We start from the raw sequence: 26,065 nt of genomic DNA on the forward strand, positions 1-26,065 counted from the left end.
ATGGATCACGAACTTTTACGATTCTTTACAAGGGCTTAAAAAGCTATACGCTAAATTAGTCTCACTAGCGACTTCAATCAAAGGTTGATCGCCTTTGCGGCGATTGCACTTGACGGTCTGTTACAACCTGTAAAATTTGGGGGACTCCTGTTCAGCCGGAGCAGAAGCTGCGCGCTTGTGGCGTCCAGTTTCCGAAGCCTGTAGCAACCATATTCGTCATCACGCGACAGACATAGCGCTTCTGGGCGGGGTCGTTATTTGGTCCTGCATGATAGCGTGCAACAGCCATTGTCCAGTTGCCTTCACGCTGTCGAAGCTGCTGCAGAAAGCGAGCCGCATAGTCGACGTTCAAGCTTGGCGTCAGCATCGCAGCGACCGACGGAAATTCCTTGCCGTGATAGTAGTAGTTGATCTGCATGCAACCAAGGTCGATCAGTTTCGCGCCTTCGGCCCGCACCTCGTCGAAGCGTCTCACCGCCGCCATCTGCGACGGCATGAATTCGGTCCGGCCTTCAATGTTCATCGCATAGGGTTGCAGGGAATTCTTGCGGCCGGTTTCCGTCAAACCGACCGCATAGAGGATGCCGAGCGGAACGTCGTAGCGTGCGGATGCCCGATGCATTTCACGCTCGCAGATGTTTTCGGCGCGGACCGCGCTACTGTCAAACAACCAGACCGCGGCTGCGACTATCATTGCGAGAATGGCCGTTCCCGCCATCCTGAGCGGTTTGCATGTCCGAACGCTCGCGTCCTGACTGACCGGATTCGCCATCTCGCCTGCCCTCGCCGCTCATAAAGCCCGCCTGCGTCTGCGCGCCGTTTCGTCCGTCAAAGCCCTGCTGCATGCTGAAAGCCTGCTGCTGCCCCGCTTGATGGCCACTCGCCTGTTGCTGACCCGTGTTCTGCGATGCCTGAGCCTGCTGCACGGCACCTGCTGCATTACGGTCGGCAACCGTAACCGAAATTTTCGCATCGTCTGCGATGCCCGTCGCTTTCAGCGCTTTCTCGATCATCGACCGGTCGGCAGCGAGCGCTTCCGCCGCATTTGCCTTTTCAGCAACGAGATGCACCTCAACACCTTCTGACGCCACGCGAATGCGAGCAGTCACCGCTCCCAGCTCCGCTGGATCAAGCCTGATCTGCAGGGTCTTTACCGTGCCAAAGCTGCGTTCGGAGACCACCTGAATGTCGGCGATTCGGACCGCGGTCTGTGATTGCCTGGCTGACGCCTTGACGTCAGCAGGCATATTGCTTTTTGCGGTTGGCTGCTGCTGGATGTCGGTTCTGTCATGCATCTGACCAGACTGCTGTTGTACCTGTCCTCTATCTGCTTTCGGATGGCTGGCGAAGTCCTCCGAAACGCTTTCAGCTTGCTTATCGCCAATCGCATCCGGCACATCCTGGGGCACGGACTGAACGGTTGCAGTGCTGACCGAAGATGTCTTTGAGGCTGGTCCCTTCTTCTGGTCACGGTGCGCGGCCGTCGCATCGTCGCCTTGCTCATCGGCCTGTTTTGGGCCTGCGTCCACAATTAAGGCAGAAAGCGGATCGGGGACGTTTTTGTCGTTTTCCGCGAGATTTCGAGTGGCAAAATTGTGATTTGCCCCCTTAAAATCAGGTGAAGAAGCGGCCAAAGAAAGGAGATTTTGTGGCAACGCGAAAATTGCAACCGGCTTACCCTCCTCTTCATCCTTCGCTGCCGGTCCGTCCACGCTAACCTCGGCTTCGCTCTCATCCTTCTTTTCGACCTTGCCCTGAGGCTTTTCGATAAGCGAACTGAACAATTTTGTCAGACCGGTATTATCCTGCCCCTCTCCCTCAGCTTTCGGCTGAGGAAGAGCCGGATTCCGGGTGAGCGAAGCAAGTCGGCTGGTGGAATTCGGCAGGATGTCAATGCTCATTGAACTGTCTTTCCTAGCAGGGCATCGATCTCGGCGAGTTTGCGCCGGGCATCTTCCATCGTCTTCTGCAAGTCGTATTCCGGCTGGTTCCTGACTGGCTTCAGATTGACTACCATCGGGCTCGGAATCGTGTTTGGTGTGGGCGTTTCCACCTCGCGGTTCCGCGATTCCGCCACTGCCATCGGCGGCACATCCCGTTCGGTGATGGCAGGTTTTGCTGGCGGCAATGCGTCCGGCGTACGGGTAACCACCGTGCCGACCGTTTCAGCGGCTTTCAGCAGCTTTCGGTCCCGCTCCTGTAGTTTATCCGGTGCAATCTGTGACAACTCGCGAAGCGCGCTGCCCGCTGAATCTGATGCTACATCGCTTGCAGCTGCATAGAGATTGGCGCGGGTGGGGTCGGCTTTCAGTCTGTCGGCAAGTTTCTTCGCCTCAGCCGACATGAACCGCGCTCGTTCCGTCTGTCCATCGACAAGCGCACCGCGCGCAATTTGCAGATAGAGCGAATATTGCATGACAGGATCAGCAGATCCGATCAGCTTTGCCAGTTCCGCATTACCGATACGGTCGTTGAGTTTCACCGCCGCATCGACAAATTGCGCCATAAAATCTCGCATATAGGGCGAACGGGGAAAGCGCTGGAGATAGTTTCGCGACAGAAGCCTGATCTTGTCGGCGTCACCGAGCTTGGCTGCAATGGGCATAGATCGGCGGATCGCAGCTTCCTCGAACAAGGTACCCGGCGCGTCGAGCCGCACCTGATCGAGCCGTATCAAGGCCGTCGCGGGATCGAAGGCTGTCATCTGGCTGGCGGTCACGAGCACAATCGACGCCTTCAGTTCCGTCGGAACGTCAGATGACAGCGGAACCGAAAAAAGCTTCACCACCTCAATCGTCTGGCCGGAAGCATAAGCGAGCGCGCCCTTCACCAGTTCTGGAGGCACAGCATCCGACTTCAGGTCGGCCAGAACCTTGCGCACCGCGTCCGGATTGCCGCCATTGAAGAGATAGATGATCGCCGCATAGACATTTTCCGGATTGCTCCAGACGTCATTGGACGCTCGCCCCATATCAGCGCTGACAATCCCCAAAAGCTTGTTCAGCATAACGACTGCTTCCGGCTTTCCGGCAACGACCTGATCCTGCAACATGCGTAAAGACCGCACGAGCTTGTAAGGCTCCAGCACCGGCAGCGCGCGCGTCTCGGCCCGAGCCTGCGTTTGCGCAATGGCCGGATAAACCACTCCCAGCAGGGAGAAGCCTGCAACGCATGCCAGCAAAGTGCGCATGGCGAGCTGCATCATGGAGCAGACTTCAGGAAAATATCGATGCGGCGGTTTTCAGCCGCATTCGGATCGTTGGGATTCTTTGGCTGGCGGTCGGCATAGCCTTCGACACGCAGCACGCGCTTTTCGTCAAGCCCGCCACGAACCAGCATGTAGTATGCCATCTGCGCACGCGCCGAGGACAGACGCCAATTGTCATAGGTCGCGCTCTTGAACGGGCGCGCATCGGTGTGTCCGCTGATGATGACTTCGCCGGGCTGACGGGAGATGACCTGCGCTATACGCTCCAGCATTTGCACTACGCGGGCATCCGGCTTGGCCGAGCCGATGGTGAACATGCCATAGTCGACCTTGTCAGTTAGCTGGATCATCACTCCGCCTTCGACGGGAACGACTGTAACATCGGGCATTGGCTCGGCCTTCTTCACCCCGGTACCTTCCGTCGCGGTTTCACCTTCAGCCGCCTTCTTCAGATCGGCGATAAGCTGTTCCTTCGTTTCCGCAGGCTTTTGGGCCTCCTCGGACTTCGTCGGGGTTGTTTCAGGCTTGGATGGGGCGGCGGGTGCAGCATCGGGCGGCGTCAGATCTTCAACGGCCTTGCTCGACCAGTAATCCGGGCTGAACGGATCGCGATAGGCTTCGCCGCCCTCAGCGCCCGTAGCGGGTCCGGATTGCGATGTGCCGCCGTCGCCCTTTGCGGACTGATTTTGCAACACACCGGTTTCATGAGCCAGTTCCGACAGGACCGCATAAGGTTCGCGGAAAAGCTGCCGCTCCTCCTGCTCGCTTGGCGGCGCAACCGTAGTATCGTTGATGACCTTAGTGCTGTTTTCGATCTGCTGGTCGCTTTCATAGCGAACCTTGCCATCTTTCTCCTCAACGTCCTGCACGCCCTTGGGACTTGAATGGCGGTCCATCAGTTTGACTGGGTTGAAATAGCTGGCAACCGCCGCCTTGGTTTCCTCATTGGCGGCATTGATGAGCCACATAACAAGGAAAAAGGCCATCATGGCAGTCATGAAGTCGGCATAAGCGATCTTCCACACACCGCCATGATGACTGTCATGGTCGTCATGTCCGCCGCGGCGAACAATGACGATCTCACGTTTGGTTTCGGGGTCGATGCTCATTGAACCGCAGCCTTCAATTCTTCAAGAAGCGGCGCGAGGCGCGTTTCAAGCATTCGCTCGCCAAAGGAAAAGGAAAGTTCGTCTGCTGCGTTTTCTGAAAACCGGCAACCTGACGGCAACAGGGCAGCATGATCCCGAAGCGGCGCAATCAGTCGCGCCGGACCGGAAATCTCCGGTGCTTCGCCGTCCAGCGCCAGTGACGCAATACGCCGCGCAAATTCTGCGACAGCCTCGCGTTCCAATTTTCCCGCGAGTAGAGGCCCCAAGATCTCGGCGATCTGGACAGAAAAATTTCGCTCAAGTGCGGTCAAGGCTTCGGTGAGGCTGCCTGCCAGCAACAAAGCCTGCTCACGCGAAAACGCGGCGCGCAGTGTTTCGATCTCCGTCTCATGCTCACGCACAAGCCGTGCCTTCTCGGCCTCGTAAAGCGCCTGCGCTTGCGCATGGCCGTCCTCACGTCCCGCTTCAAAAGCCACGCGCCTTTCTTCCTCCACAGCAATAATGGCTGCAACTTCCGCCTGCTCGTTAGCGGCCGCCTTCTCAGGCGAAACGTGGCGCTTCGGTTCAGCGCCCTCGACATATGGCGGAGGAGTTTCTTTCAGCGGCTTGGGTGGCGCGGGCGCCGCAATAATCTCGACCGCCTCATCCTCAATATGATGGGTCGAAAAATCGGGAAGATAACGGCTGAGGGAAAGCGCGCTCATCGTCAGGCAGCCTCAAGCTCCGGCCTGCCCGAAACCTTTATTGACGATTCCCTCGATGGTTGAGCTTCGCGGCTGGCGGCGTTTTCATGAATCCACTGCTTGAGAACAGCGGCGACGCGCTCCTCATCCATGTCGATCATCTGTTCCAGACGCAGCCTGGCGGGCATACGCATGCGCTGGCGAAGATCGCTGAGGCTGGTCTTCATCTGGTCGGCATAGGCTTCCGGCCCGCCAATGACTGCCTGCACACCTTCAGCAGCCGCCTGACCGCCAACGAAATTCGGCGTCGCCACTTCGCTGGTCTCGCGTACGGCCACTTCCGTACCGGTCGGCTTGGCATTCTGGTCACGCAGCAGCGGACGCAGGCCGAACCAGATCAGGAGACCGACAGCGGCAAGGATGGCGAGCGCATTGACATAGGAGCCGCTCTGGCGAAGCACCGTGTCGGTCCAGGGAGTGGAAACCGGTTCCATATCGGCACCGGCTGGATCGAGGAAGTTCACCGCCGTCACATTAATGACATCGCCACGATCCGCATTCAGACCCGCAGCAGTCGCAACAAGGTCCCTGATCTTGGTGATCTGCTGGTCGACGAAATTCGCTGGCGGCGGTGTGGTGCCGGCGGTTTCCAGAAGCCGCGCCTGATCGATGACCACGGCAATGGAAAGTCGCTTGACGGTATATCCGTCACTGACCGTGGAGACCGTCTTGCTGTTCATTTCGTAATTGGTCAGTTCCTCGCGGCGGTCGGTCTTTTCCGTCGAGCTTTCGCCGTTACGGTTCTGGATTTCTTCCTGCGGAATGTTCTGCTCTACCCCAGTTGCGTTGTCGTTACGATTGTTGCGGGAATCGCCGCTTTCACGGACAACACGCACGGACCGTTCCACTCGGGATTCAGGGTCGTAGGTGGTTTCGTTGATCTGGCGGCGGTCCGTATCGAGTACGGCCTGGACGCTTGTCTGGAAATGACCAATGCCGAGATAGGGCGCCAGTGCCTTGCGGATGCTGTCGTCCACGTTGCCTGCAACCTGCTGTTCCAGCGAGGCAGTCATGAGCGCCGCGCCATTGGCCGCTTCACCAGCCGATGCCAGAAGGCGGCCATTGGTATCGAGTACAGTGACCGCGGAAGCGTCGAGCGATGGAACGGCGGCGGCGACCAACTGACGGATGGACTGGGCGGATTCGGCAGCAAAGCCGCCCTCGGCACGAATGACCACCGAAGCGGATGGCTTCTGGTCGCCCCGACGGAACGAACCCTTTTCGGCGAGAACGATGTGAACACGTGCAGCTTTCACACCGCGAATGGCCTGAATGGTGCGGGCAATTTCACCTTCGAGCGCGCGCACACGCGTGATTTCCTGCATGAATGAGGTGAGACCGAGCGACCCCATATTGTCGAATAGTTCGTAACCGGCGTTGTTCGAGGTCGGCAGGCCCTTTTCGGCCAGATACATCCGGGCATTTTCGGCTTTGCCGATGGGCACGAGAATGGACGAGCCGTCGGCTTTCACGTCGAAAGGAATGCCTGCTTCGCCGAGCGCGAGGCCCATGCGGTTCACGTCATCCCGCGAAAGCCCAACATAAAGTGTCTCGTAGGATGGGCGGCTCAGATAGATGCTCGTGTAGAGGATCGCGCCCATAAGTGCCGCGCCCACCAGTCCGAGCGCGATGAGTTTTCGCGCGCCGAGTTTACCGAGCGTACCTTTGAGCTGTTCGATCAATTGCTGGAAATTCTGCTGCATCAACACCACCGCCATAATGATGGATGCAAACTAGCCCGCGAAGCTTGCGCGAAAGTGTCGGCGGACCAAGCAAGCACTTCCAGAAACTGGAAATGAGCGCAAAGATTTAGGGCGCGGAATAAATCCCGCGCCCCGTTTTCCGCCCGAAGACATCCGGCCCGATCAGGTCGGTTCGGATACGACCCCTTATTTACCTGAGACCCCACAGGAGCCAGCAACCCGGCTCCCGTTTTAGAAGTACGTCTTATCCGAAAACCGTTTCACACTTTTCAGGACGCACTCCAATGCTTACTCAGTTATAATTAGCCGCGGAACAGCGACAGGATCGACTGGTTCGACGAGTTGGCAATCGACAGGGCCTGAACGCCAAGCTGCTGCTGAACCTGCAGAGCCGACAGACGTGCCGATTCCTTGTTCATGTCAGCGTCAACGAGCGTGCCAACGCCCTTTTCAATGGAGTCCTGAAGACCGGACAGGAAGCTCTTCTGGCTGTCGATCTGCGACTTGGCTGCACCGAGCGTCGCTGCGCCGGTAGCCAGGGAAGCGAGAGCGGTTTCAACCGTGTTCAGAGCCGTGCCAATGGCAGTGTCATCGGAAGCCGAAGTGAAGAAGCCTGCTGCAACAATGTTGGCAACCATCGTCTGCGCGTTGGTATCAGCAGCGGCAACGGTGATCTTGTCAACCGTCACTGTGGCACCGGAACGGTTGTACGAAGCAACAACTTCCAGATCGGTGGTCGGGCCGTTCAGCAGGTTCGAGCCTGCGTAGTTCGCGTTGCTGAGAGCCGAATTGATGTTGGACACAATCGACTTGATTTCGGTTTCGATCTTGCCCTTGTCCTCAGCGCTCGCCCCCAGAGCCGAAACAAGCTTGGTCTTGATGTCATCGACCGATTCACGGATCTTGTTGATCGCGGAGTAAGCGGTGTCCACCTTGCCAGCGCCGAGGCCGAGGGCGTCCTGCACAGCCGAGTTGGCCTTGTTGTCGGACTTCATTGACGTCGCAATGGACCAGTACGAAGCATTATCCGAAGCTTCGGAAATGCGAAGACCGGTCGAGATACGGTTCTGGGTCGATTCCAGCGACTTGTTGGTTGAAGCAAGCGTCTGGAGAGCGGTCAGAGCCGATGAATTTGTAAGAATGCTAGCCATAGTTTTTTGCCCCTTGGGAAAAACAATCTGAGGGACAGGCCGGGTTTGGGATTACCGGCATGGTGGAGCGGCATCATGCCTGTTGCCGCGTAACGCGCGGAAACCCACCATGAGCCGACAGTTAGAACCCAAATATTAAATAAAGGCTAATTTATTCAGTCAAAATTTAACAGATTCGCAGATTCTTAAATCGAATTTTCGCTCGGCCGGTTCGAGGCGTACCGAAATGGGTCAGGAGAAGGATCGTATGAGGCTTCCAACCAGAATATTCCAGCCGTCGATCAGCACGAAGAACAAAATCTTGAAAGGCAGGGAGATCACCGTCGGGGGCAGCATCATCATGCCCATGGACATGGTCAGCGTCGCCACGACGAGATCGATCACCAGAAATGGCAGCACGATCAGGAAACCGATTTCAAAACCGCGCCGCAATTCCGAGATCATGAAGGCGGGAACCAGCACGCGGAAATCGACGATGCCGTCATCGCCGGTGCGGAAAGAGGGATCGGCGAGGTCTTCAAACAGGCGCAGATCCTTGTCGCGGACCTGCCGCATCATGAATTCACGAAAAGGCTCGGCGATTTCACCAAGTGCTGCCTGCTGCGTGATTTCATTGCGCATCAAGGGTTGCACGCCATTGCTCCACGCCCGATCGAACGCGGGCGCCATGACATAAAACGTCATGAACAGAGCGAGCGAAATCATCACCATGCTGGCAGGCGCGGTCTGCAAGCCGAGGCCGGAGCGCAAAAGCGAAAACGCGATGGCAAAGCGCGTAAAGCTCGTCACCATGATGAGAATGCCCGGCGCAATGGAGAGCACCGTTAGAAGCCCGAACAATTGCACGATCTGGCCGCTCGCGGCCCCGCTGCCCGCAGGCAGAAGATTATCGAGCGTCAGCGCCTGCTGGGCCTGTGCCGAGACGGTGAGAGCGAGCGTCAGAACGACGCCGAGGCCGAAAGATTTTGTCATTCCACCACCAGCGCCGAGATGAAGACGCGGTCGACCGCGCCTTCCGAACGCAGGCGCGCACGTTCTTCCAGATCGGAGCGCAGATAGGATAGTCCAGCCGCGCCCTGCAACTGCATGAGATTGACACTGCGCAGGAAGCTCATGAAATCATCACCAACACTTGCCGCCACCGCCGCCGGAATTTCATGGCCCGGCTTTGCGACCAGCGAAGCTTCAAGACGCACCCAGGTATTCTGGGGGATGCCGAGATTAGTAATGATGGGCTGCAGGGGTACGACAGTGCCGATGGAGCGCGATTCGAAATCGCCCTGCTTCGGCTTGTCCTCCTTACCGGAGGGCTTGACCGATGCCAGTTTATCGGCGGAAATCATGCCGCCCAGATACCACCCGCCGCCGCCAGCGATTGCGGTGAGGATAGCGACAGCAGCCAACAGCCCTATCAAGGAGCCCTTCGCCTTGCTGTCTTTTTCCGTTGCCGTCGTATCGCTCATGCCCAGCGCCCTAAAACGGAGAAACCTGATCGAGAATCTGCTGGCCGTAAGGCGGCTGCTGAATCTCGCTCAAACGTCCGCGCCCGCCATAGGAAATTCGGGCTTCGGCAATCTTGTCATAGGAAATCGTGTTGTTGCCGGAAATATCGCGCGGACGCACCACGCCCGCAACGTTGAGCACGCGCAACTCATTATTGACCCGCACTTCCTGCGAACCACGGATGATCATGTTTCCGTTGGGCAGCGTATCGGTCACGATGGCCGCAACTTGCAGGCGGATTTCTTCACTGCGCTCAATGGTGCCCTTGCCCTTCGACTTGCTGTCGGAACGGGTGTTGACCGATGCGTCCATATCGCCGCCAGCCGCAGCCCCGGTGATGCTGCTGGTCGCGAACGAGCCGCCCGCGCCGTAAATGCCCTTCGACACACGCTCGCGGTCCGTCTTGTTATCCAGATTGGCGCGGTCGTTTATGGAAATGATAACCGTCAGAACATCGCCCGGCGTCGCCGCGCGCGGGTCCTTGAAGAAATTGGTCGAACGCTGGTCCCAAAGCGAATAGGTCGCCTTGCTCGGACGCGCCGGGTAGCCGTTGAACTGCGGATTGTTCTGCATACCAAGATTGGCCGCAACGGGGGAGAGGTCGGGCGCACGACCGATTTCCTCCGGCTTGGTGGCGCAACCGGCCAGAAGCCCCCCGATAAGTATCGATGTTGCTGCTGCGAGGGTCGCTTTGTTCATGCTGTTTTTCATTGAACCGTATTCCCGGACTGCGCCGCGGCGCGCTGATCCCTGACAGGCTGCGACGTGGCCGTCGTCCGCTGAGAACCGACGATGACGCGCGCCAGCTTGGCCGCCTTTTCCGGCGGCATTTCATTGAGAATGATGCTGGATACACGCGGATTGAGCTTGAGGATCAGAGCCGCTGCCGCTTCGTCGCCAATCAGCGCCATCTGTGCCGCCGCCGCATCCGGCTTCATTTTCGAGATAATGTCGACCAGCGAGTCCTGAGCCTTGCTGACAAAATCGTCGCGGCGCTTCAACCACATTTCATATTCGCGGCGCTTTTCCTCAAGCGCACGCATTCTTTCTTCAACATCGGCTTTCAGCTCGGTCAATTGCTTGGCCTGCAGCGCATAGCGAGCATCCGCTGCCTGATCGTCAATATTGCCGCAGAATTTTCTGATCTCATCGAGATTACCAAGCGGCGGCGAAGAAACAGATTGCTGCGCAAAAGCCGGGGCAGAAGCGATCAGAAGTAGCGCCACTGCCGAACCGTACCGGATGATTTTATGAGCCATAGTCATTGCACCACCAGTTCCGCATGAAGCGCGCCGGATGTCTTGATACCCTGCAGAATGGCGATAATGCCCGTCGGTTTCACACCAATCTGGTTCAGGCCCTTCACCAGATTTTCGAGATTCGCGCCGGTCAGAATACCAATCTTGGCGTTCTGCTGGTTGACGGCAATATCGGTGTTCGGTTCGATAGCCGTTATACCATCGCTGAATGGCTCCGGCTGGACGACCATCGGCGTTTCTGTCACACGGATCGTCAGGCTGCCATGGCTGATGGCCACTTTGGATATGCGAACCTTCTCGCCGATGACGACCGTTCCGGTTCGCTCATCGACCACCACGCGCGCCACTTCGTCGGTCGTGATCGGCAGACCCTCCAACTCTGCGAGGAACCGCGCAGCGGGCACGTTCTTCGGACGCGACAAGCGGATCGTCTTGGCATCGCGCGCAATGGCAACGCCGCGCCCGTAACGGCGCTTGGCAAAGACGTTGATCGTATCGGCAGCGCGCACAGCAGTGGTGAAATCAGGATCCCGCAGCTCGACAATCATTTCGCTTTCCTTGCCGAAATTGCCTGCCACCTCGCGCTCGACCAGCGCGCCATTCGGAATACGACCGGAAGTCGGCACACCTTGCGTCACGGTGGCGGCTTCACCTTCCGCCGCAAAACCGGACACGATCATGTTGCCCTGCGCAACAGCATAAACCTGGTTGTCGGCACCCATGAGCTGGGTCATGACCAGCGTGCCGCCTTGCAGCGAGGTTGCATCGCCGAGCGACGATACCGTCACATCGATGCGTGAACCCGCACCGGCAAAGGCGGGCAGATTAGCCGTGACAATGACCGCAGCCGTATTCTTGGAGCGGGTGGAGTTGCGGGGAGCACTGATGCCGAGATTGTCGAGCATGGCGCGCATGGACTGTTCGGTGAACGGTGAATTGCGGAGGCTGTCACCCGTACCCTTTAGGCCGATGACAAGGCCATACCCCACAAGCTGGTTTTCACGCACGCCCTGGATAGTAGCAATATCTTTCAGGCGGGCGACCGCGCTGCCTCGACCAAGCTCAGCATAGGCCATTTTCGACGGGTCGCCGCCCGATCCGAGCCAATCGGCATCGGCATCAACTGCAGAACCAAATTCTCGCGCGTTCTTCGATGACTCGTCCGCAAAGCCCGCGACAGGCTGGAAAACAAGCGCAAGAACAGCGATCAAAGTGGTGATGTGGGCGGCGCAAATTTTTCTCACTGCATCCCCACCTGAATGCGTCCATTGGCCAGCACCGTGCCGGAAACGATGATGCCGCTGTCGACGTTACGAACCTTGATGAAATCGCCTGCCGCACCGGATTCGAGCGGCGTGCCCATGGCCGTTATGGTCAGCGTTCCGGCGGTAAAGACCAGCGGTGCCGGCACGCCGCGCGTGACCAGAGACGGTTCGCCCAATGCGGAAACGAGAATCGGCTTGCCAGGGAGCAGTGTCTTGCGCGCCACCTTGCCCAATGCCTGATCCGGCGAGAGCACATATTGGGTTGCCGCCGGCGCATTGATGAAAAACTGCTTCTCCAGCAACGCGGTGTCGCTCACGATCTGGCCGGGGTAAACCGTGGCCGAAGGCACGACGAAAGCGATGCGGTCGGCAGCAACCGCCCCCGTCGCGGCAGCAAGCAGAATACTGCCTACAAGCGCCAGCCGCGTTTTTTGGAAGATTGCCTTCGCATAGCCCATCGCCATCACCGTCAGCGCAAGTTCTTCGACACGGTTGCCGCCATCTCGTCGGCAGCCTGGATAACCTTGGAATTCATTTCATAGGCACGCTGCGCCGTGATGAGATCGGTGATTTCCTTCACCGGATCGACGTTCGACGCTTCGAGATAGCCCTGCTTGATGGAACCATAGCCCGGATCACCTGGAACACCCACCAGCGGGCCGCCGGATGCTTCGGTCTCACGATAGAGATTGCCGCCCAGTGGTTCCAGACCCGCTTCGTTGGTGAAGCTCGCAAGGGTAAGCTGGCCAAGATCGACCTGATTGACCTGATCCTGCAACTTCGCAAAGACCTGTCCTGTATCAGAGATAGTGACTTCAATGGCGTTCGGCGGAATCGTGATCGCCGGTTCAACCGGATTACCGTCGAGTGTTACGAGCTGGCCATCCGCATTTTTGTTGAACGCACCGGCACGCGTATAAAGCGTCTCTCCCGTCGGGCTCTGGATCTGGAACCAGCCGCGCCCGGTCAGCGCCACGTCATAGGGATTGCCGGTCTGGTTGAAGCTTCCCTGCATGTGGAGATTGCGCACCGCCGCCGTCTGCACGCCAAGGCCAACCAGCGCGCCTTCCGGCACGATGGACTGGTTTGCCTGATTGGGCACGCCCGCAGTACGCTCGGACTGGTAGAGCAGATCGGTAAATTCAGCCCGCGCGCGCTTGAAGCCGGTCGTGTTGATATTGGCGATGTTGTTGGCAATCACTTCCAGATTGAGCTGCTGGGCGTTCATGCCAGTGGCGGCAATGGTCAGGGCTTTCATTGTTTATCCTTGGCTGCCGCAAATCAGATGGGCATGCGGCTGATTTCGAGATAGGCCTGCACGATTTTGTCGCGGATCGCGATGGCGGTCTGAAGCGACTGCTCGGCCTCCATCACGGAGCTGACCACATCGCGCACCGGCGCATCACCCTTGATGCCCTGGATGGAGGTCGCTTCAGCCGCTTGCAGCTTCTGGCCGACGGAATCAGTCATCTGCGACAGGACTTCGCCGAACGAAGCGCCGGGAGCGGCCGGAACCACCTGCGGCGCGGAGGCCGAACCCACGCCCTTTTCGGCGACCGTTTCGGAAAGGCGCGACAGGGCATTGCGCGCCGAAATGCTCATGATCGAGTCGTACATTATGTGCTCCTCAAGAGATCGATGGTCATGGAAATCAGCTCACGGGCTTGTTTCACGACCTGCAAATTGGCTTCATAGGAACGATTGGCTTCGCGCATGTCCGCCATTTCAACGACCATGTTGACGTTGGGATAGCGGACATAGCCGCGCTCATCCGCTGCGGGATGGCTCGGCTCGTATTGCTCGACGAAGGGCGACGTATCCTTGCCGACTTCAGCAATGCGGACTTCGGCGGCGCCGGTGCCCTGTTCCAGCTCGGTGCGGAAGGAAACCGTCTTGCGGCGATAGGGATCGGCTTCGGCAGTCTTCGCAGTGGACTGCGCATTGGCGATATTTTCGGAAACAATACGCAGACGCGTCGATTGGGCCGAAAGGCCCGACGCTGCGATCTTCAATGTGCTCTGCAAGGCATCGGAAGACATAACTACCCCTTCGCGACCGAAAGCATCATGCGATGAAACGCTTTGACTATGCTTGTGTTGAGCGAATAGTCGCGGGCAATCTCACCAGCCTTCATCATTTCCTGTTCGACGTCGACCGTATTGCCGGAATGCGTCTGCTCGGTGATGTCGTCCGGGCGCAGGCGCGTGGCCGCGATCCCGTCCGTCTCGACTTCCAGATGCAGTGGGCTAGTGGCAGCCATAGTAAGTTGCGTCTTATCGAGCACATCCGCGAAGGGCTGCACGTCCCGCGCACGGAAATCCGGCGTATTCGCATTGGCGACATTGCCCGCGACGGTGGCCTGTCTTACCGACAACCACTGCGCCTGCCTTGCGGCCAGATCGAAGAGATGAATCGGCCCCATATCTATTACCCGCCATCATTATTCATTGTTCGTTAACCTACACATCGAATCTTGTGCGAGACTTGCGTGATGCCAGGAAAGCGGCTACCTGCAAGCCATCGTCAACGCGAACCGGGAGGTGCGACATGCTGAACAAGACAGAATTTGCAACGCTCGCCGGTTTTGGAATGCGCCAAGGCGCGACCGTTTAAAGCGTTTCCTGTCGGCCAGCGGGCATCCTATCGAAATTTGGAGCGCCGTGCGTCCATCCGGACGCCCAACTCGTGCGCCTTACAGGAACCCACTGTCATGAAACAGAATGGACAGCCTCGCGCTGCAAACGATACCGCCGTGACCCTCGAACCGGTCAGGCGGGCAGATTACCCGCAGGTGATAGCCCTGCATCCTCATCCGCATCAGCAGGACTTTGTGGCCAGCAATGAGGAATCGCTGGAAGAAGCTGAGGAGAACCCGGCCTGTGTTCCGCTCCTTATCCGGGCCGGAGGCGAGCCGGTCGGCTTTGCCATGTATGCCCTTGATGAAGACGATGGAAACTACTGGATCTATCGCCTCATGATCGACGCGCGCCATCAGGGTAAAGGCTATGGCCGCGCAGCTCTCAAGCAATTGCTGGGCCTGCTGTCAGAACTGCCGGATTGCCCCTTCGTCATTCTCGGCCTTCAGCCGGGCAACGATGGTGCCCAGCGACTCTACGAGCAGACAGGCTTCCGGATGACGGGAGAGGTGATCTGCGGCGAACGCATCATGAAATATGAGTTCTAATTAGCTGCCTCGCCATCGGTGGGGCTTTGAAGAGCGGCTTACGGCGTCTTCTGGATCACATCACCGGAAGATGTCGTAAGCTGCCATGTGCCCGCGCCGCGACCGATGGAAACAAGGCGGCTGCCATCGGGCAGCAGCGAGCCTTTTTCAACGAACCAGTAGCCTGATGAATCCTCGATCATTGCCATGCCGCCGACTACCTCACGCAGCGCGAAAACCGGCTTCGGAAACGCCTGCCCTTCCCCGCCATCGCCATCGCCGCCCGCACCTGTTCCCGGAAGGCCCTTGCCATTCGACATGACCGAACCTGTCATCGTATCGTCCACCTCAGCACTCGGTGCGACCTGTTCGGACGGGCGGAAGGACGGGAAACGGCGCACCGTTTTCTGTTCCGAACGGTCCAGCGGATCGATGATCTTGCGCTCTGCCTTTTCCGGCGCACCCAGATCAGCGCGCTGAAGGTAGGTGATGAAGGGTAGCATTGCGCTTCCAGCAGCAAGCGTGATGGCCGCGATCTTCAGGTAGCGATCCACCTTGCTCTGCGGCTTTTTCATACCTTCCTGCCTTGCAGCAGCTTCGACCTCTGCCGTAAGCTGGGCGAAGTTCCTGTCTTCCTTTGTCTTTTGAGAGCCCGTCATCATGCGTTTTGCGCCTGTTTGTCGCCGCGCAAAGCTGCGGCAAGGTCGTTATAGGGATCGTCCGATAGGCCGGTTTCCGGCGATTGCTGCAAGGCGTCATAGATACGCGGCACAAGATCGACCGCCTGATCCAGAAGGCCGTCATGGCCCTTCTGGTACGCGCCGATGGCACGCAGGTCGCGCGTTTCCTCAAAACGGGCAACCATGCCCCGCAACTGGCTGACCAGCTTGCGCTGTTCCGGCGTCCAGTTGTGCTTCGCAAGGCGCGAAACCGACCCTGGAATATCCACGGCCGGAAAGCGCCCCTGCGCCGCAATCGCACGGTCAAGCACGATATGCCCGTCGAGCGTACCGCGTATTGTATCGGATACCGGGTCATTATGGTCATCACCATCGACCAGCACTGAATAAATCCCGGTGATACTGCCGCCCGCTTGCCCGATACCCGGCCCCGCACGTTCCAGAAGGCGCGGCAACTGGCTGAAGACGCTTGGCGGATAGCCGCGCGAAACCGGCGGCTCCTCAGCGGCAATCGCCACTTCACGCGCCGCATGGGCAAAGCGCGTAACGGAATCGACAATCAGCAGGACATTCTGGCCAAGGTCACGGAAGTATTCGGCAATCGCCGTTGCCGTATTCGGTGCGAGTCGGCGCATCATTGGGCTTTCATCGCCTGTCGCCACTATCGTGATGGTCTTGTCGAGATGACCCGCCATGGTCTCTTCCAGCATCTCGCGCACTTCACGTCCGCGCTCGCCAGTCAGCGCCAGCACGACTGTATCGAAATCCGCCGCTCGCGTCATCATCGCAAGCAGCGTCGATTTGCCGACACCGGAGCCTGCAAAGATGCCAATGCGCTGGCCAAAGCAAAGCGGCGTGAAAATATCGATGACATTGACGCCAGTGCGCAAACCCCTATCGACACGTGCGCGACGCAAGGCAGCAGGAGCGAGGCTCTCGGATGCCATCGACCGTGTGCCGGGCTGCAACGCGCCCTTCCCATCAACCGCTTGCCCAAGCGCATTGATGACACGTCCGCGCCAATCCGGCGCGGGGCGGATGTGCAACGGCCCTTCCTCGAAAACCGCAGCGCCAAGCGAGGGAACAATACGGTCATCGAAGGGTTTTACCAGAACCTGCGTGTCAGCCACGCGGATGATTTCGGCAAGGCTGTGGGTCCCTTGCGTATGGATTGCGACTGCCTCACCCAAACGCGCCTTACGCGAAAGGCCGCGCACGGCAATCGCCGAGCGCGAAACGTCGCTGACCGTTCCGCCGATACCGGTCAACGGTTTTGGCACCGCCGATTGCTGACGGGCAAAAGCGGCCAGACGGGAGAGCGGCAGATCAGGCGTCATCCGTTTCTGGAGCCCAGGGTCTTGATGGCTTCAGATACCGTGCTTTCCTGCTGCGACAACAGGTTGTTGACCTGCTCAAACGCGCGGCTCACGCTGATAAGACGGGTCATCTCCGTCATTGCATCGACATTCGATCCCTCGATCATGCCCTGCACGACGCCCACACTGTTGTCATCGACTACGGGCTGTGCAGGCTTGTTCGGGATCACGCCGGACGTACCGGCATAGGTCAAATCCGCATCGGCGGGGATCGTGTAGAGACCGATGGCGCCAATCTGCGCGCCATTCTGGTAGATCGCGCCATCGATCGAAATCTTCGGCGCGCCGCCAGCTGGATTGAGGACGATGGGCGCTCCGCCGACATCGAGAACCGGATGGCCGGTGACGGTGACGAGATCGCCTGTCGGCAGCATGTTCATGCGCCCGTCGCGCGTATAGACCTGCCCCTGCGGCGTGGAAATCGACATCCAGACATCGCCCTTGACCGCAACATCCAGCGGATTATCGGTCTTGATCATCGGGCCTGCTTCTGTGCGGATGAAGCTCTTGCCTGCCGTGGCGAAACTGACGTCGTCGCTGGCCTTGCTCGAAACAATGGTATCGAACTTGGTGCCTTCTCCACGGAAACCGACGGTTGAGACATTGGCGACGTTATGAGCAATGGCATCCATCCGCCGTTCCAGCGTGATGAGTGACGAAAGCCCGACATAGATCGAATTGCTTTGCATTATCTAGCGTCCGCCCGGCTTGAAGTTCTGTAAGGTACTCAGAATGTCCATCGAAATGCCGACGGAAGAGGTTCCCCCCAGAAGCAGGGACGCAATCGACGCCGGACTGCTTGCTGTTGGATTGTTCATCTCATACATGGCCGTGAAACGCGAAATGAGCTTCGACACATAATCGGGGTCCGACATCTTGGTGAAGTCAATCTTGTCCTCGATCATCTTCGCCTGTTTGTCGATATCGGCGTTGGATATGCTCGATGGCCAGCCAAAGGTCGTCTGGATCATCGACACCAGCGCCTTATCGCCAAGGATTTCGTAGGCATTGGTGATCGCCGGTGCCTTGCGCGCGAAATAAAGCGCCAGCCGCACGCCCTCATTCTGGCTTCCGGCTTCCGTCTCCAGCGTCTGGCGAATATATTTGTCCACAACACCTTGCTGTGCCGCAGTGCTCTGGGTTGCCTCCGCCCCCTTGCCCGCAAAGTCGAAGACAGTTGCAAATTCCTTGTAGCGCTTGTCCGTGAGTTTGTTGGCCATGGCATCATCGCTCGTGACGCCCTCGGTCAATATCTTGCGGACAAATGCCTTGGCGAAGGCCATGTCTTCCAGACCGAACGCCTTCATCGCGTAATTGTAAAGGCGGCTATCGGCCATGAAATCATCGATGGATTTCACCTTGCCGATATTCTCCTTGTAGTAGGCGGTTTCCCGCTCCACCAACGGTTCTTTTGAAACACGCTGCAACGACCGCGTCATATCCGCCGCGATCAGGCGATAGCTCGTCATCGTATCGACCATGCGCATGACTCCCTTCCGGTATTTCAATCCTTATGCAGGGCCAAGCTTGTCCGAAGCTGGTTTGATCCGGCCATTACAGGCAAGGTTCGCGCAAGCCGCGATCCATAAAGTGCGATGAACGAACTTGTACGCAGGAGTCTCTAGCTTTGGGCATTATTGTCGGTCTTGTCATCACACTGGGCTGTATGCTGGGCGGCTTTATCGCCATGGGTGGACATGTCAGCGTACTCATCCAGCCCTGGGAATTCGTCATCATTCTAGGTGCCGCGCTTGGAACCTTCTTCATCGCCAATCCTTTCTCGCTCGTGAAAGACACGGGGCGCGCCTGTATGGAGGCATTCAGCAACGCGGTCCCGAAACAGCGTGACTATCTCGACGTTCTTGGCGTGCTCTACAGCCTGATGCGTGAGCTGCGCGCAAAGTCGCGCAACGAAGTGGAAGTGCATATCGACAACCCGAAGGAATCGCCGATCTTTCAGGCCTATCCGAGCGTGTTGAAGAAAGAAGACCTCACCAATTTCATATGCGATTATTGCCGTCTCATCATTGTCGGCAACGTACGCTCTCATGAAATCGAGGCCTTGATGGACGAGGAAATCCACACCATCGCCCGTGACAAGCTCAAGCCTTACCACGCCATGGTCAGCATTTCCGAAGCCCTTCCGGCGCTCGGCATTGTTGCCGCCGTTCTCGGCGTGATCAAGGCCATGGGCGCGCTGGACCAATCGCCAGAAGTCCTGGGGCATCTGATCGGCGCAGCCCTTGTCGGCACCTTTGCCGGTATCTTCTTCTCATACGGCGTGGTTGGCCCGATCGCAGCCAAGATCAAATCGACCCGAGAAAAGAACAATCGCCTCTACATCGTCGTGAAGCAGACACTTCTCGCCTATATGAACGGCTCCCTGCCGCAGATCGCCGTGGAGTATGGCCGCAAGACTATCTCCGCCTATGATCGCCCGACCATCGATGTGGTTGAGCAGGAAACCATGGCGAGCGCGCCGACCCAGCAGGCAGCGTAACATGACCACCTTGGGGCAAAACCGCAAAAATGATGTTCTGGCCGAGAACCTGCTGCGGGCAGCGGGCCTTTCAGGCGACGACCTGAAATCGCTTGCCCATGTGTTCAAGGATGCCTCAACGCATTTCTGTGATCGGCTGAAACATGGCTGCGCTGCCGCATTCGACGTTGAGGCAGGTCAGGTGGAAAGCACCGACGAGGCTGCCTTTGCCGATATTCTCGACCAAGCTGTGATCATCGCGCCGCTGAAGGCCGAGCGCTGGGGCTGCTCGCTTTATCTCACTGCCGACGCGACATTCGTCTTCTCCGTGATCGAAGCCATGTTCGGCGCACAGGGCAATGTCGGCTCCGTCGATGAGGACCGGCCTTTCGGCATGCTGGAACAAAAGATTTCGGCTCTTCTTGCCGGTCATCTCGCCGGTTCTCTCGATCAGGTCTTCGCCGGAAACGGACAGGCGCTTTTTGCCGCCGGTGAATGCACCGACACAGCCGAATTCGACCGTGAGAATTTCGAGCTCTCGCGCCTTTTCGCCTGCCGCATCGATGTTACTGCCGCAGGCAAAACCGGACGAGTACATTTGCTTCTGCCACGCAGCACGCACAAGCCGATGCAGGACGCCATGGCTGCCTTTTTGCGCCGCCCGATGAACCAGGCCGATCCGAGCTGGGCGAAGAAGATGCGGCAGGAAGTCAGCCGTGCGCGCATCGAACTCGAAGCTTTCATACAGCAGGGATCAATGACGCTGGAAGCATTGTCGACGCTAGAAATCGGTCAGGTTCTGAAGCTGCCTGCCGATGCCATGCAGCAGGTGCGCCTGCGCGCTGGCAATCAGCAGCTTTTCAAGTGCACGCTCGGTAAATCGGGCATTCATTTCACAGTCAAGGTCGGCGACCCGGTCAATCAGGAAGAGGATTTCATCGATGAGCTTGTTGCTGGCTAACGTGCTTTCTACATTGATGGCTCTTGCCTCGCTTGCCGCGCTGATCGTGGTTGGCCGCAAGGCCAACGAGACGATCAAGCTCGGCAAAGTGCTGGCGCTGCGCGTTGCAGCCGCCTCCAACGGTTTGGAGCGCGCCGTGAAGGCGATCCAGGACGAACGCACCGACCTCAGCACGGCTTTGGCCGACGAGAACAACAAGCTTGAAGCCCGTCTTGCCGAAACGCAGCGCGTGCGCCGCGAGATGGACGAGGCCATTGAGGAACTGAACCGGCTACGCCAGGCGCTGGCTCGCGACATGCGCCATGCGCGCAATGTCGCCGATAGCACACCACGAGTACAAGAGAAAATCGCGACCGCCACCGAACAATCGCTCCCGAAGGAAAAGAGCGCGCTGCCGGTTTTCGTGCGTCGCGCGGTCCGTAAAGCTACCGTCGACATTGCGGGGCAGGCATGAGCGCTGACAACAAGGACAAGAACATGCAGCAGGAACTGGACGAAGCCATTGAGGAACTGCGTGAGGAAAAGTCACGCAGCACACAGAAGGGTCCATCCAAGCCCAATCTCGAACTCATCATGGGAATTCCCGTCGATGTTCAGGTGGTTCTTGGCGGCACGACCATGCCGGTTGCCAATCTAATGAAGCTCGGTCGCGGTGCCGTCATCACCCTCGACAAGCAGATCGGTGATCCGGTCGATATCGTGGTCAATGGCCGTGTCATCGCCCGCGGTGAGGTCATCGTTCTTGAAGACGATTCCTCGCGTTTCGGTGTCAGTCTCACCGAAATCATCGGCAAGTAACGGACGACATCATGGCCGACAATGAACAGCAAGCCCTTGTGGAAGACTTTGAAGCTGGAGCCAGCGGCATCGTCGATACGCTGACCGGCCCGCAAAAGGCGGCGGCTATCCTTGTCGCGATCGGACGGCCTGCCGCCGCTCGTCTTCTGAAGCATTTCAATGCCGAGGACCTGCGCAAGCTTGCCGGTCATGCCCGCACGCTGGAGCCTATTTCCCCACTCGATTTTGAGCAGCTCGTCAAGCAATTCGAGGACTCCTTTGCCGAAGGTGCTCCGGTTTCGGAAGCCGCCCAGCGGTTTGAAGGCCTGCTGCGGGAAGCACTGCCGCAAGACGAGGTCGATGCGGTTCTGGAAGACCGTGTACAGCCGCAGCTCGTTCAGGAATCGGTGTGGGTACAACTCGGACGCCTGCCGGTGGAAAGCCTGCAAGCATATCTGGCGGACCAGCATCCGCAGATCATCGCCTACATCGTGTCGAAGCTGCCGTCCGACCTTGCGGCCCGCTTGTTCGTCATCCTGCCGCCGCAACTACGCAACGCCGTCGTGCAGCGGTCGCTTCATATCGGCAATGTGGCACCGGCGGCTGTGGAACTTCTCGAAGACGTGCTGCGGCGCGATCTTCTAGGCCGCAGTGATTCCGGGCCAGTCAAAGCTCATCACGGCCAGATCGCCAACATCTTCAACCAGCTCGATAGGAGCGAGATGGAAGAACTGATGGCGAGCCTTGAGGATCTCAACCGCGACGATCTCAACCGCATCAAGGCCAAGCTTTTCACCTTTGAAGACATCGAACGTCTGTCGCAACGCGCGCGCCTGTTGCTCTTCGATGAAGTGCAGACGGAACAGATCGCCATCGCACTGCGCGGAGCCGATGCAAAACTTCAGGAACTTGTTCTCTCATCGCTCTCGACCCGGGGCCGCCGAATGGTTGAGACTGAACTTGGCGCCGAGCAGGGCAACGTAACCGCACAAAACATTGCCGATGCGCGCCGCGCGATAGCCCGTATCGCCATTGACCTTTCCGAGCGCGGTATCATCACCCTTGACGCAAGCGAAGCTTCGTCCTGATTTCGTGTGACCTATGGCCGATGACGCTGACAAGGAAAGCAAAACAGAAGAAGCGACCGAGCAGAAGATCCGCGACGCATTGGAAAAGGGCAATATGCCCTTCTCCCGCGAAACGCCGATCCTCGCTGGCATTGCTTCCCTGCTGATTATCGCGGTCTTTGTCGCAGGCCCGGCTACAATGAAACTTGCCGTCTTCCTGCGCGAACTGATTGACCGTCCAGAAGACTGGCTCCTCAACAGTGCAGAAGACGCAAGTCGCCTCTTTGGCGTGCTGGCGCTGGCAGTCGGTGCAGCCCTGGTACCGGTGTTCATCATCATCCCGCTTGCCGGTATTGCAGCTTCCGCGTTCCAGAACGCGCCGCGTTTCGTTGGCGAGCGCATCCGCCCGCAAGCCTCGCGCATATCCCCACTCAAGGGCTGGCAGCGTATTTTTGGGCGCGCCGGTCAGGTGGAGTTTCTCAAGTCTCTTGCCAAATTTCTCGCTGCGAGCGTTATTGTCTTTGTCGTTTTCTTCGGCGGCAACAGCCTTTTCACGGATGCAGTCGCCTCCGATCCAAGCGCTTTGCCGGAATTTCTGCGCGAGAACATGGTGCGCCTGCTTGTCGCCAATGTTCTGGCCATTACGGCAATTGCCGGTTTCGACCTCGCCTGGTCACGCATTCACTGGCGGCAGGAATTGCGCATGACCCGGCAAGAAGTCAAAGACGAGCTGAAGCAGTCGGAAGGTGACCCTCTGGTCAAATCGCGCCTGCGTTCGCTCGGTCGTGACCGCGCACGCCGCCGGATGATCAACACTGTTCCGACAGCAACGCTGATCGTCGCAAATCCGACGCATTTTTCCGTAGCACTGCGTTACAAGCCCGATCAGGACGCCGCCCCGATCGTCGTCGCAAAGGGACAGGATCTCATCGCATTGAAGATCAGAGAAATAGCTGCACAGCATTCTATCCCGATATTCGAGGACGTTCCGTTGGCGCGTGCGCTCTATAAACAGGTGAGTGTCGATCAAATGATTGCACCTGAGTTCTACAAGGCGGTGGCTGAGCTTATACGGGTCATCAACACGCGACATGCGATACATTGATGGATGTCCATGTTATTTATATATTTCAGAACAGTGACAGCCTGTTCCCCAGATCGGCGGTGAGACTATGAAAAGCCTGCAATTCTCGAACGAACGAGAGGCGATCATTGCACGGAACCTGCGCGAGGTCGCAACCGATCTCCGGCTGGTCGATCCAGCGGATTACATCGCGTTCATACGCTGCGAGCTTTTTGCCAATATTGCCGATATCGTCAGTTCCGCGACCGAGCTTTATTTCTTTCCCGGAACACTCGAACTCGGTCATGGCGGCGACTATCTCTGCGATTGGCAGTCAGCGCCTGCCATCGTGCTCGATATGGAGTTTCGCAATCAGGGCGTCTACGCCTATTTCCGCCTGACGCTGACCGACAAAACTGCTGGCGTGGAGCTGAACCATATCGCGTTCGAAGACGCGGACGAAGACCCGGCGAAAAATACAGTGCGACTTGCCAACGCATTCGAGGCCGCACGCCTGCCACTTAGAAAGCGAGCCTGAAGCATTTCCCGCAAAGTGCAAAGCGGTTTTACGTGAGGCAAACACGCTGAAAATATGTAAACACCGGATGCCTCAGCATCCGGTGTTCTGTTTTCGTATGGCGCTGTAACTACACCAGATGGTGAACCTCTGGCATTTCGATAATGCCGAGCGACAGAGCCGTTGCCACGGCCGAAGTACGGTTGGAGCAATTGAGCTTGATCTTCGCGTTCTGTAGATAGGTCACGACGGTCCAGCGAGCGATGCTCAGGATTTCCGCAATCTCGCCATCCGTCTTCCCGCTCGCAGCCCAGCGCAGGCAATCAACTTCGCGCGGGGTCAGAAGACTTGCAACAGTCGCGACATCCTTGCAGCCGCACAGGGCCGAATGAATGATCCCGGATAGGCTCAGCAACCGCGGGCGAAGCTTTGTCAGGAACTGTTCGCGATCCTCATCCGGGCTGATCTCAAAGCTGAACAGGGAACAGCCAACCGCACCTTTCTGGCTACGGGCCGAGACGCCAATGAAGATATTGCCCAGGCCATGCTTTTCCGCATCCGCCAGTAACTCAGCAACGGCTGGACACTGATCGGCGTCTTCCCGAAGATCGCGAACGATGCCGCTGGCGTCGTTGTGAAAATAAGGTGCGTCTTCCTGAAAGATCGGATCGATGACAAAATAGTTCTTAGCGGAGTAACGGGCACTCCAGGTAGTCGGCACAGTCATTACGACGGTCAGATCGGAAGAGTTCGTCTTTGCGCAATCGCCCATGCGTCCGCGATAGGTGTGCATGATATGGCGGCAACCGATCTCGTCGCGAATTCGCGTCAAGAGAGCCAGCGTATCGCTTTGAAAGGCCGTTCCAAAGAAGGTCTTCTTGAAGTTCGGAAAATGAATGAGGTCAAGCGTCATTTCTACAATATCCTTGGTACTCAAGCTCAAGCGCTGCCAGTTACTGTATTTCAAATATCAGCGAATCGTAGACGAAGAGCTTTTCAATCATTTATAAGTGACATAAAATATAGGGTCTCTGACAACCCACAAATAATAGAGTGCAGTCCATTACACACAAAAACCGGGCAGAAATTAAGACCTTCACGCGAAGTTTATAGGTCGGATGAAGAATAACCGCATCTGCGGCGATTTTGACAAATCAGCTGCTCTCTTTTTGAACACTCGCCGGCCCCCTACCGTAGGCGCGGTAGAAGAAATCGATTGCCAGCTCGACATTGTTGCGAATCGTTTCCGCTGGCGGCGGCTCAGGCAGCACGCCGAACAGACGGGGCCTGTAGAGGCCGGAAAGAAACAGATCAGAAAGCTGATAGGCCATCTTCTCAGGATCGAAAGGTTCCAGTTCCCCCCTATCGATCATGTCCTTGAGATATTCAGCCATCAGGACGAGGCTGCGTTTCGGCCCGCGCTCATAGAAACGCGCCGCTAGTTCCGGCTTGCGCTCGCTGACGCCCAGAACAATGCGCTGAGCGCGCACGGCCGTCGGTGACGTTATCAGCGTTACCAATGCAACGCCGAAATCGGTCAGTTCCTGTCGCGAATTGAAACCCTTATCGAGTTTGTCGATCAGTTCACGAAACATTGTATCACGATAATGCTCGCATAATGCGACGAACAGATCTTCCTTGCTGTTGAAGTAAACGTAAATCGTTCCCTTCGACACGCCTGCCTCACGCGTGATATCATTCATGCTGGCGGCATCGAAACCCATGCGCAGGAAAACATCCTGAGCGCCTTCGAGGATTTGGCGGCGTTTCGCCGGGTCCTGCCCCGCACCCAGCCGTGTGCGGCCACACTCTATCTCGGAGCAGGAAGATTTGCTGTCGCCGGATCGACCGACACCTTTTTCGACATGCCGATTCCGGTCATGCATTATCGTATCTGTTGTTCCGCTGGTGTTGCGATCAGGCTTCATTATTCGAGACTCTTAACTTTTTCGAACCAAGCGGTTCGATATCCTCTTGATATGAGCATCTTATTGATTTATGTCAACATCGAACCGATCGGTTCAATCCAAAGGATGTACAG

The 26,065-nt window shown here is 57.6% G+C and carries 31 protein-coding genes; 8 read left to right on the forward strand and 23 right to left on the reverse strand.

Annotated features, from left to right (window positions below; all coding sequences use genetic code 11):
• Nucleotides 1-151: 151 nt before the first annotated feature.
• From FJQ48_RS18390 to flgB, 17 genes are all read right to left on the reverse strand, one after another.
• Nucleotides 152-694: a transglycosylase SLT domain-containing protein gene (locus tag FJQ48_RS18390; protein WP_139976404.1), complete on the reverse strand. Its 543-nt coding sequence runs from the start codon at nt 692-694 to the stop codon at nt 152-154.
• Nucleotides 663-1,901, reverse strand: a complete 1,239-nt coding sequence (locus FJQ48_RS18395) for a flagellar hook-length control protein FliK (RefSeq protein ID WP_139976405.1) — start codon at nt 1,899-1,901, stop codon at nt 663-665. Before FJQ48_RS18395 ends, FJQ48_RS18390 begins: the two co-directional genes overlap by 32 nt.
• Nucleotides 1,898-3,205 (reverse strand): chemotaxis protein, encoded by a 1,308-nt coding sequence (locus FJQ48_RS18400; protein WP_139976406.1) that lies wholly within the window; start codon nt 3,203-3,205, stop codon nt 1,898-1,900. The genes FJQ48_RS18395 and FJQ48_RS18400 overlap by 4 nt, the downstream gene beginning before the upstream one ends.
• Nucleotides 3,202-4,317 (reverse strand): flagellar motor protein MotB, encoded by a 1,116-nt coding sequence (locus FJQ48_RS18405; protein WP_139976407.1) that lies wholly within the window; start codon nt 4,315-4,317, stop codon nt 3,202-3,204. Before FJQ48_RS18405 ends, FJQ48_RS18400 begins: the two co-directional genes overlap by 4 nt.
• Nucleotides 4,314-5,021 carry a hypothetical protein gene (locus tag FJQ48_RS18410; RefSeq protein WP_139976408.1) on the reverse strand — a complete coding sequence of 236 codons (708 nt, stop codon included), beginning with the start codon at nt 5,019-5,021 and terminating at the stop codon, nt 4,314-4,316. Before FJQ48_RS18410 ends, FJQ48_RS18405 begins: the two co-directional genes overlap by 4 nt.
• Before the next feature lie 2 nt (nt 5,022-5,023).
• Complete coding sequence (gene fliF / locus FJQ48_RS18415; RefSeq protein ID WP_139976409.1) at nt 5,024-6,778, reverse strand: flagellar basal-body MS-ring/collar protein FliF; 1,755 nt, start codon at nt 6,776-6,778, stop codon at nt 5,024-5,026.
• Between the two features lie 287 nt (nt 6,779-7,065).
• A complete protein-coding gene (locus tag FJQ48_RS18420) occupies nt 7,066-7,914 on the reverse strand; it encodes a flagellin (protein ID WP_139976410.1) in 849 nt (282 codons plus the stop codon).
• A 231-nt stretch (nt 7,915-8,145) separates the two neighbouring features.
• Nucleotides 8,146-8,886: a flagellar type III secretion system pore protein FliP gene (fliP, locus tag FJQ48_RS18425; protein ID WP_139976411.1), complete on the reverse strand. Its 741-nt coding sequence runs from the start codon at nt 8,884-8,886 to the stop codon at nt 8,146-8,148.
• Nucleotides 8,883-9,377 carry a flagellar basal body-associated FliL family protein gene (locus tag FJQ48_RS18430; protein ID WP_139976412.1) on the reverse strand — a complete coding sequence of 165 codons (495 nt, stop codon included), beginning with the start codon at nt 9,375-9,377 and terminating at the stop codon, nt 8,883-8,885. Before FJQ48_RS18430 ends, fliP begins: the two co-directional genes overlap by 4 nt.
• 10 nt (nt 9,378-9,387) lie before the next feature.
• Nucleotides 9,388-10,128, reverse strand: coding sequence for a flagellar basal body L-ring protein FlgH (flgH, locus tag FJQ48_RS18435; RefSeq protein WP_139976413.1), 741 nt, complete (start codon nt 10,126-10,128; stop codon nt 9,388-9,390).
• The gene (locus FJQ48_RS18440) at nt 10,125-10,682 is read right to left on the reverse strand and encodes a MotE family protein (RefSeq protein WP_139976414.1); all 558 of its coding nucleotides are present in this window, start codon (nt 10,680-10,682) and stop codon (nt 10,125-10,127) included. Before FJQ48_RS18440 ends, flgH begins: the two co-directional genes overlap by 4 nt.
• Entirely contained in the window at nt 10,679-11,920 is a 1,242-nt protein-coding gene (locus FJQ48_RS18445) for a flagellar basal body P-ring protein FlgI (RefSeq protein ID WP_180350249.1), read from the reverse strand. Before FJQ48_RS18445 ends, FJQ48_RS18440 begins: the two co-directional genes overlap by 4 nt.
• Nucleotides 11,917-12,399 carry a flagellar basal body P-ring formation chaperone FlgA gene (gene flgA / locus FJQ48_RS18450; protein ID WP_139976415.1) on the reverse strand — a complete coding sequence of 161 codons (483 nt, stop codon included), beginning with the start codon at nt 12,397-12,399 and terminating at the stop codon, nt 11,917-11,919. The genes FJQ48_RS18445 and flgA overlap by 4 nt, the downstream gene beginning before the upstream one ends.
• Nucleotides 12,400-12,410: 11 nt before the next feature.
• Nucleotides 12,411-13,199: a flagellar basal-body rod protein FlgG gene (flgG, locus tag FJQ48_RS18455; protein WP_139976416.1), complete on the reverse strand. Its 789-nt coding sequence runs from the start codon at nt 13,197-13,199 to the stop codon at nt 12,411-12,413.
• Nucleotides 13,200-13,222: 23 nt separating this feature from the next.
• Complete coding sequence (locus FJQ48_RS18460) at nt 13,223-13,558, reverse strand: flagellar hook-basal body complex protein FliE (RefSeq protein WP_139976417.1); 336 nt, start codon at nt 13,556-13,558, stop codon at nt 13,223-13,225.
• Nucleotides 13,558-13,980: a flagellar basal body rod protein FlgC gene (flgC, locus tag FJQ48_RS18465; RefSeq protein WP_139976418.1), complete on the reverse strand. Its 423-nt coding sequence runs from the start codon at nt 13,978-13,980 to the stop codon at nt 13,558-13,560. The genes FJQ48_RS18460 and flgC overlap by 1 nt, the downstream gene beginning before the upstream one ends.
• Nucleotides 13,981-13,982: 2 nt before the next feature.
• Nucleotides 13,983-14,363 carry a flagellar basal body rod protein FlgB gene (gene flgB, locus FJQ48_RS18470; protein WP_139976419.1) on the reverse strand — a complete coding sequence of 127 codons (381 nt, stop codon included), beginning with the start codon at nt 14,361-14,363 and terminating at the stop codon, nt 13,983-13,985.
• A 288-nt stretch (nt 14,364-14,651) separates the two neighbouring features.
• Between flgB and FJQ48_RS18475 the strand changes: the two genes are divergently transcribed.
• Complete coding sequence (locus tag FJQ48_RS18475) at nt 14,652-15,125, forward strand: GNAT family N-acetyltransferase (protein ID WP_139976420.1); 474 nt, start codon at nt 14,652-14,654, stop codon at nt 15,123-15,125.
• A 38-nt stretch (nt 15,126-15,163) separates the two neighbouring features.
• On the opposite strand, the gene FJQ48_RS18480 is transcribed toward FJQ48_RS18475, so the two are convergent.
• The 4 genes from FJQ48_RS18480 to FJQ48_RS18495 are packed head-to-tail and all read right to left on the reverse strand — an operon-like array spanning nt 15,164 to nt 18,641.
• On the reverse strand, nt 15,164-15,766 hold the full coding sequence (locus tag FJQ48_RS18480; RefSeq protein ID WP_139976421.1) for a hypothetical protein: 603 nt from the start codon (nt 15,764-15,766) through the stop codon (nt 15,164-15,166).
• The gene (fliI, locus tag FJQ48_RS18485) at nt 15,763-17,121 is read right to left on the reverse strand and encodes a flagellar protein export ATPase FliI (protein ID WP_139976422.1); all 1,359 of its coding nucleotides are present in this window, start codon (nt 17,119-17,121) and stop codon (nt 15,763-15,765) included. Before fliI ends, FJQ48_RS18480 begins: the two co-directional genes overlap by 4 nt.
• Entirely contained in the window at nt 17,118-17,849 is a 732-nt protein-coding gene (gene flgF / locus FJQ48_RS18490; RefSeq protein ID WP_139976423.1) for a flagellar basal-body rod protein FlgF, read from the reverse strand. Before flgF ends, fliI begins: the two co-directional genes overlap by 4 nt.
• A 3-nt stretch (nt 17,850-17,852) precedes the next feature.
• Nucleotides 17,853-18,641: a DUF1217 domain-containing protein gene (locus FJQ48_RS18495; protein WP_139976760.1), complete on the reverse strand. Its 789-nt coding sequence runs from the start codon at nt 18,639-18,641 to the stop codon at nt 17,853-17,855.
• Between the two features lie 146 nt (nt 18,642-18,787).
• On the opposite strand from FJQ48_RS18495, the gene motA reads away from it, so the two are divergent.
• The 7 genes from motA (at nt 18,788) to FJQ48_RS18530 (ending at nt 24,045) form a co-directional block, all read left to right on the forward strand.
• Entirely contained in the window at nt 18,788-19,660 is an 873-nt protein-coding gene (gene motA / locus FJQ48_RS18500) for a flagellar motor stator protein MotA (protein ID WP_021585290.1), read from the forward strand.
• 1 nt (nt 19,661) lies between these two features.
• On the forward strand, nt 19,662-20,600 hold the full coding sequence (locus FJQ48_RS18505; RefSeq protein ID WP_139976424.1) for a FliM/FliN family flagellar motor switch protein: 939 nt from the start codon (nt 19,662-19,664) through the stop codon (nt 20,598-20,600).
• Nucleotides 20,581-21,054, forward strand: coding sequence for a hypothetical protein (locus FJQ48_RS18510; RefSeq protein WP_139976425.1), 474 nt, complete (start codon nt 20,581-20,583; stop codon nt 21,052-21,054). The genes FJQ48_RS18505 and FJQ48_RS18510 overlap by 20 nt, the downstream gene beginning before the upstream one ends.
• Nucleotides 21,051-21,398 (forward strand): flagellar motor switch protein FliN, encoded by a 348-nt coding sequence (gene fliN, locus FJQ48_RS18515; RefSeq protein ID WP_139976426.1) that lies wholly within the window; start codon nt 21,051-21,053, stop codon nt 21,396-21,398. Before FJQ48_RS18510 ends, fliN begins: the two co-directional genes overlap by 4 nt.
• An 11-nt stretch (nt 21,399-21,409) precedes the next feature.
• On the forward strand, nt 21,410-22,465 hold the full coding sequence (locus FJQ48_RS18520; RefSeq protein ID WP_139976427.1) for a flagellar motor switch protein FliG: 1,056 nt from the start codon (nt 21,410-21,412) through the stop codon (nt 22,463-22,465).
• Between the two features lie 13 nt (nt 22,466-22,478).
• Nucleotides 22,479-23,549, forward strand: a complete 1,071-nt coding sequence (locus FJQ48_RS18525) for a flagellar type III secretion system protein FlhB (RefSeq protein WP_139976428.1) — start codon at nt 22,479-22,481, stop codon at nt 23,547-23,549.
• Nucleotides 23,550-23,616: 67 nt separating this feature from the next.
• Nucleotides 23,617-24,045, forward strand: a complete 429-nt coding sequence (locus tag FJQ48_RS18530) for a hypothetical protein (protein ID WP_139976429.1) — start codon at nt 23,617-23,619, stop codon at nt 24,043-24,045.
• A 109-nt stretch (nt 24,046-24,154) separates the two neighbouring features.
• On the opposite strand, the gene FJQ48_RS18535 is transcribed toward FJQ48_RS18530, so the two are convergent.
• Complete coding sequence (locus FJQ48_RS18535; protein ID WP_139976430.1) at nt 24,155-24,937, reverse strand: LuxR family transcriptional regulator; 783 nt, start codon at nt 24,935-24,937, stop codon at nt 24,155-24,157.
• A 241-nt stretch (nt 24,938-25,178) separates the two neighbouring features.
• The gene (locus FJQ48_RS18540) at nt 25,179-25,952 is read right to left on the reverse strand and encodes a TetR/AcrR family transcriptional regulator (protein WP_139976431.1); all 774 of its coding nucleotides are present in this window, start codon (nt 25,950-25,952) and stop codon (nt 25,179-25,181) included.
• Between the last annotated feature and the right edge of the window lie 113 nt (nt 25,953-26,065).

The organism is Ochrobactrum sp. CGA5 (assembly GCF_006345815.1).
In the GTDB taxonomy this organism is placed as follows: domain Bacteria; phylum Pseudomonadota; class Alphaproteobacteria; order Rhizobiales; family Rhizobiaceae; genus Brucella.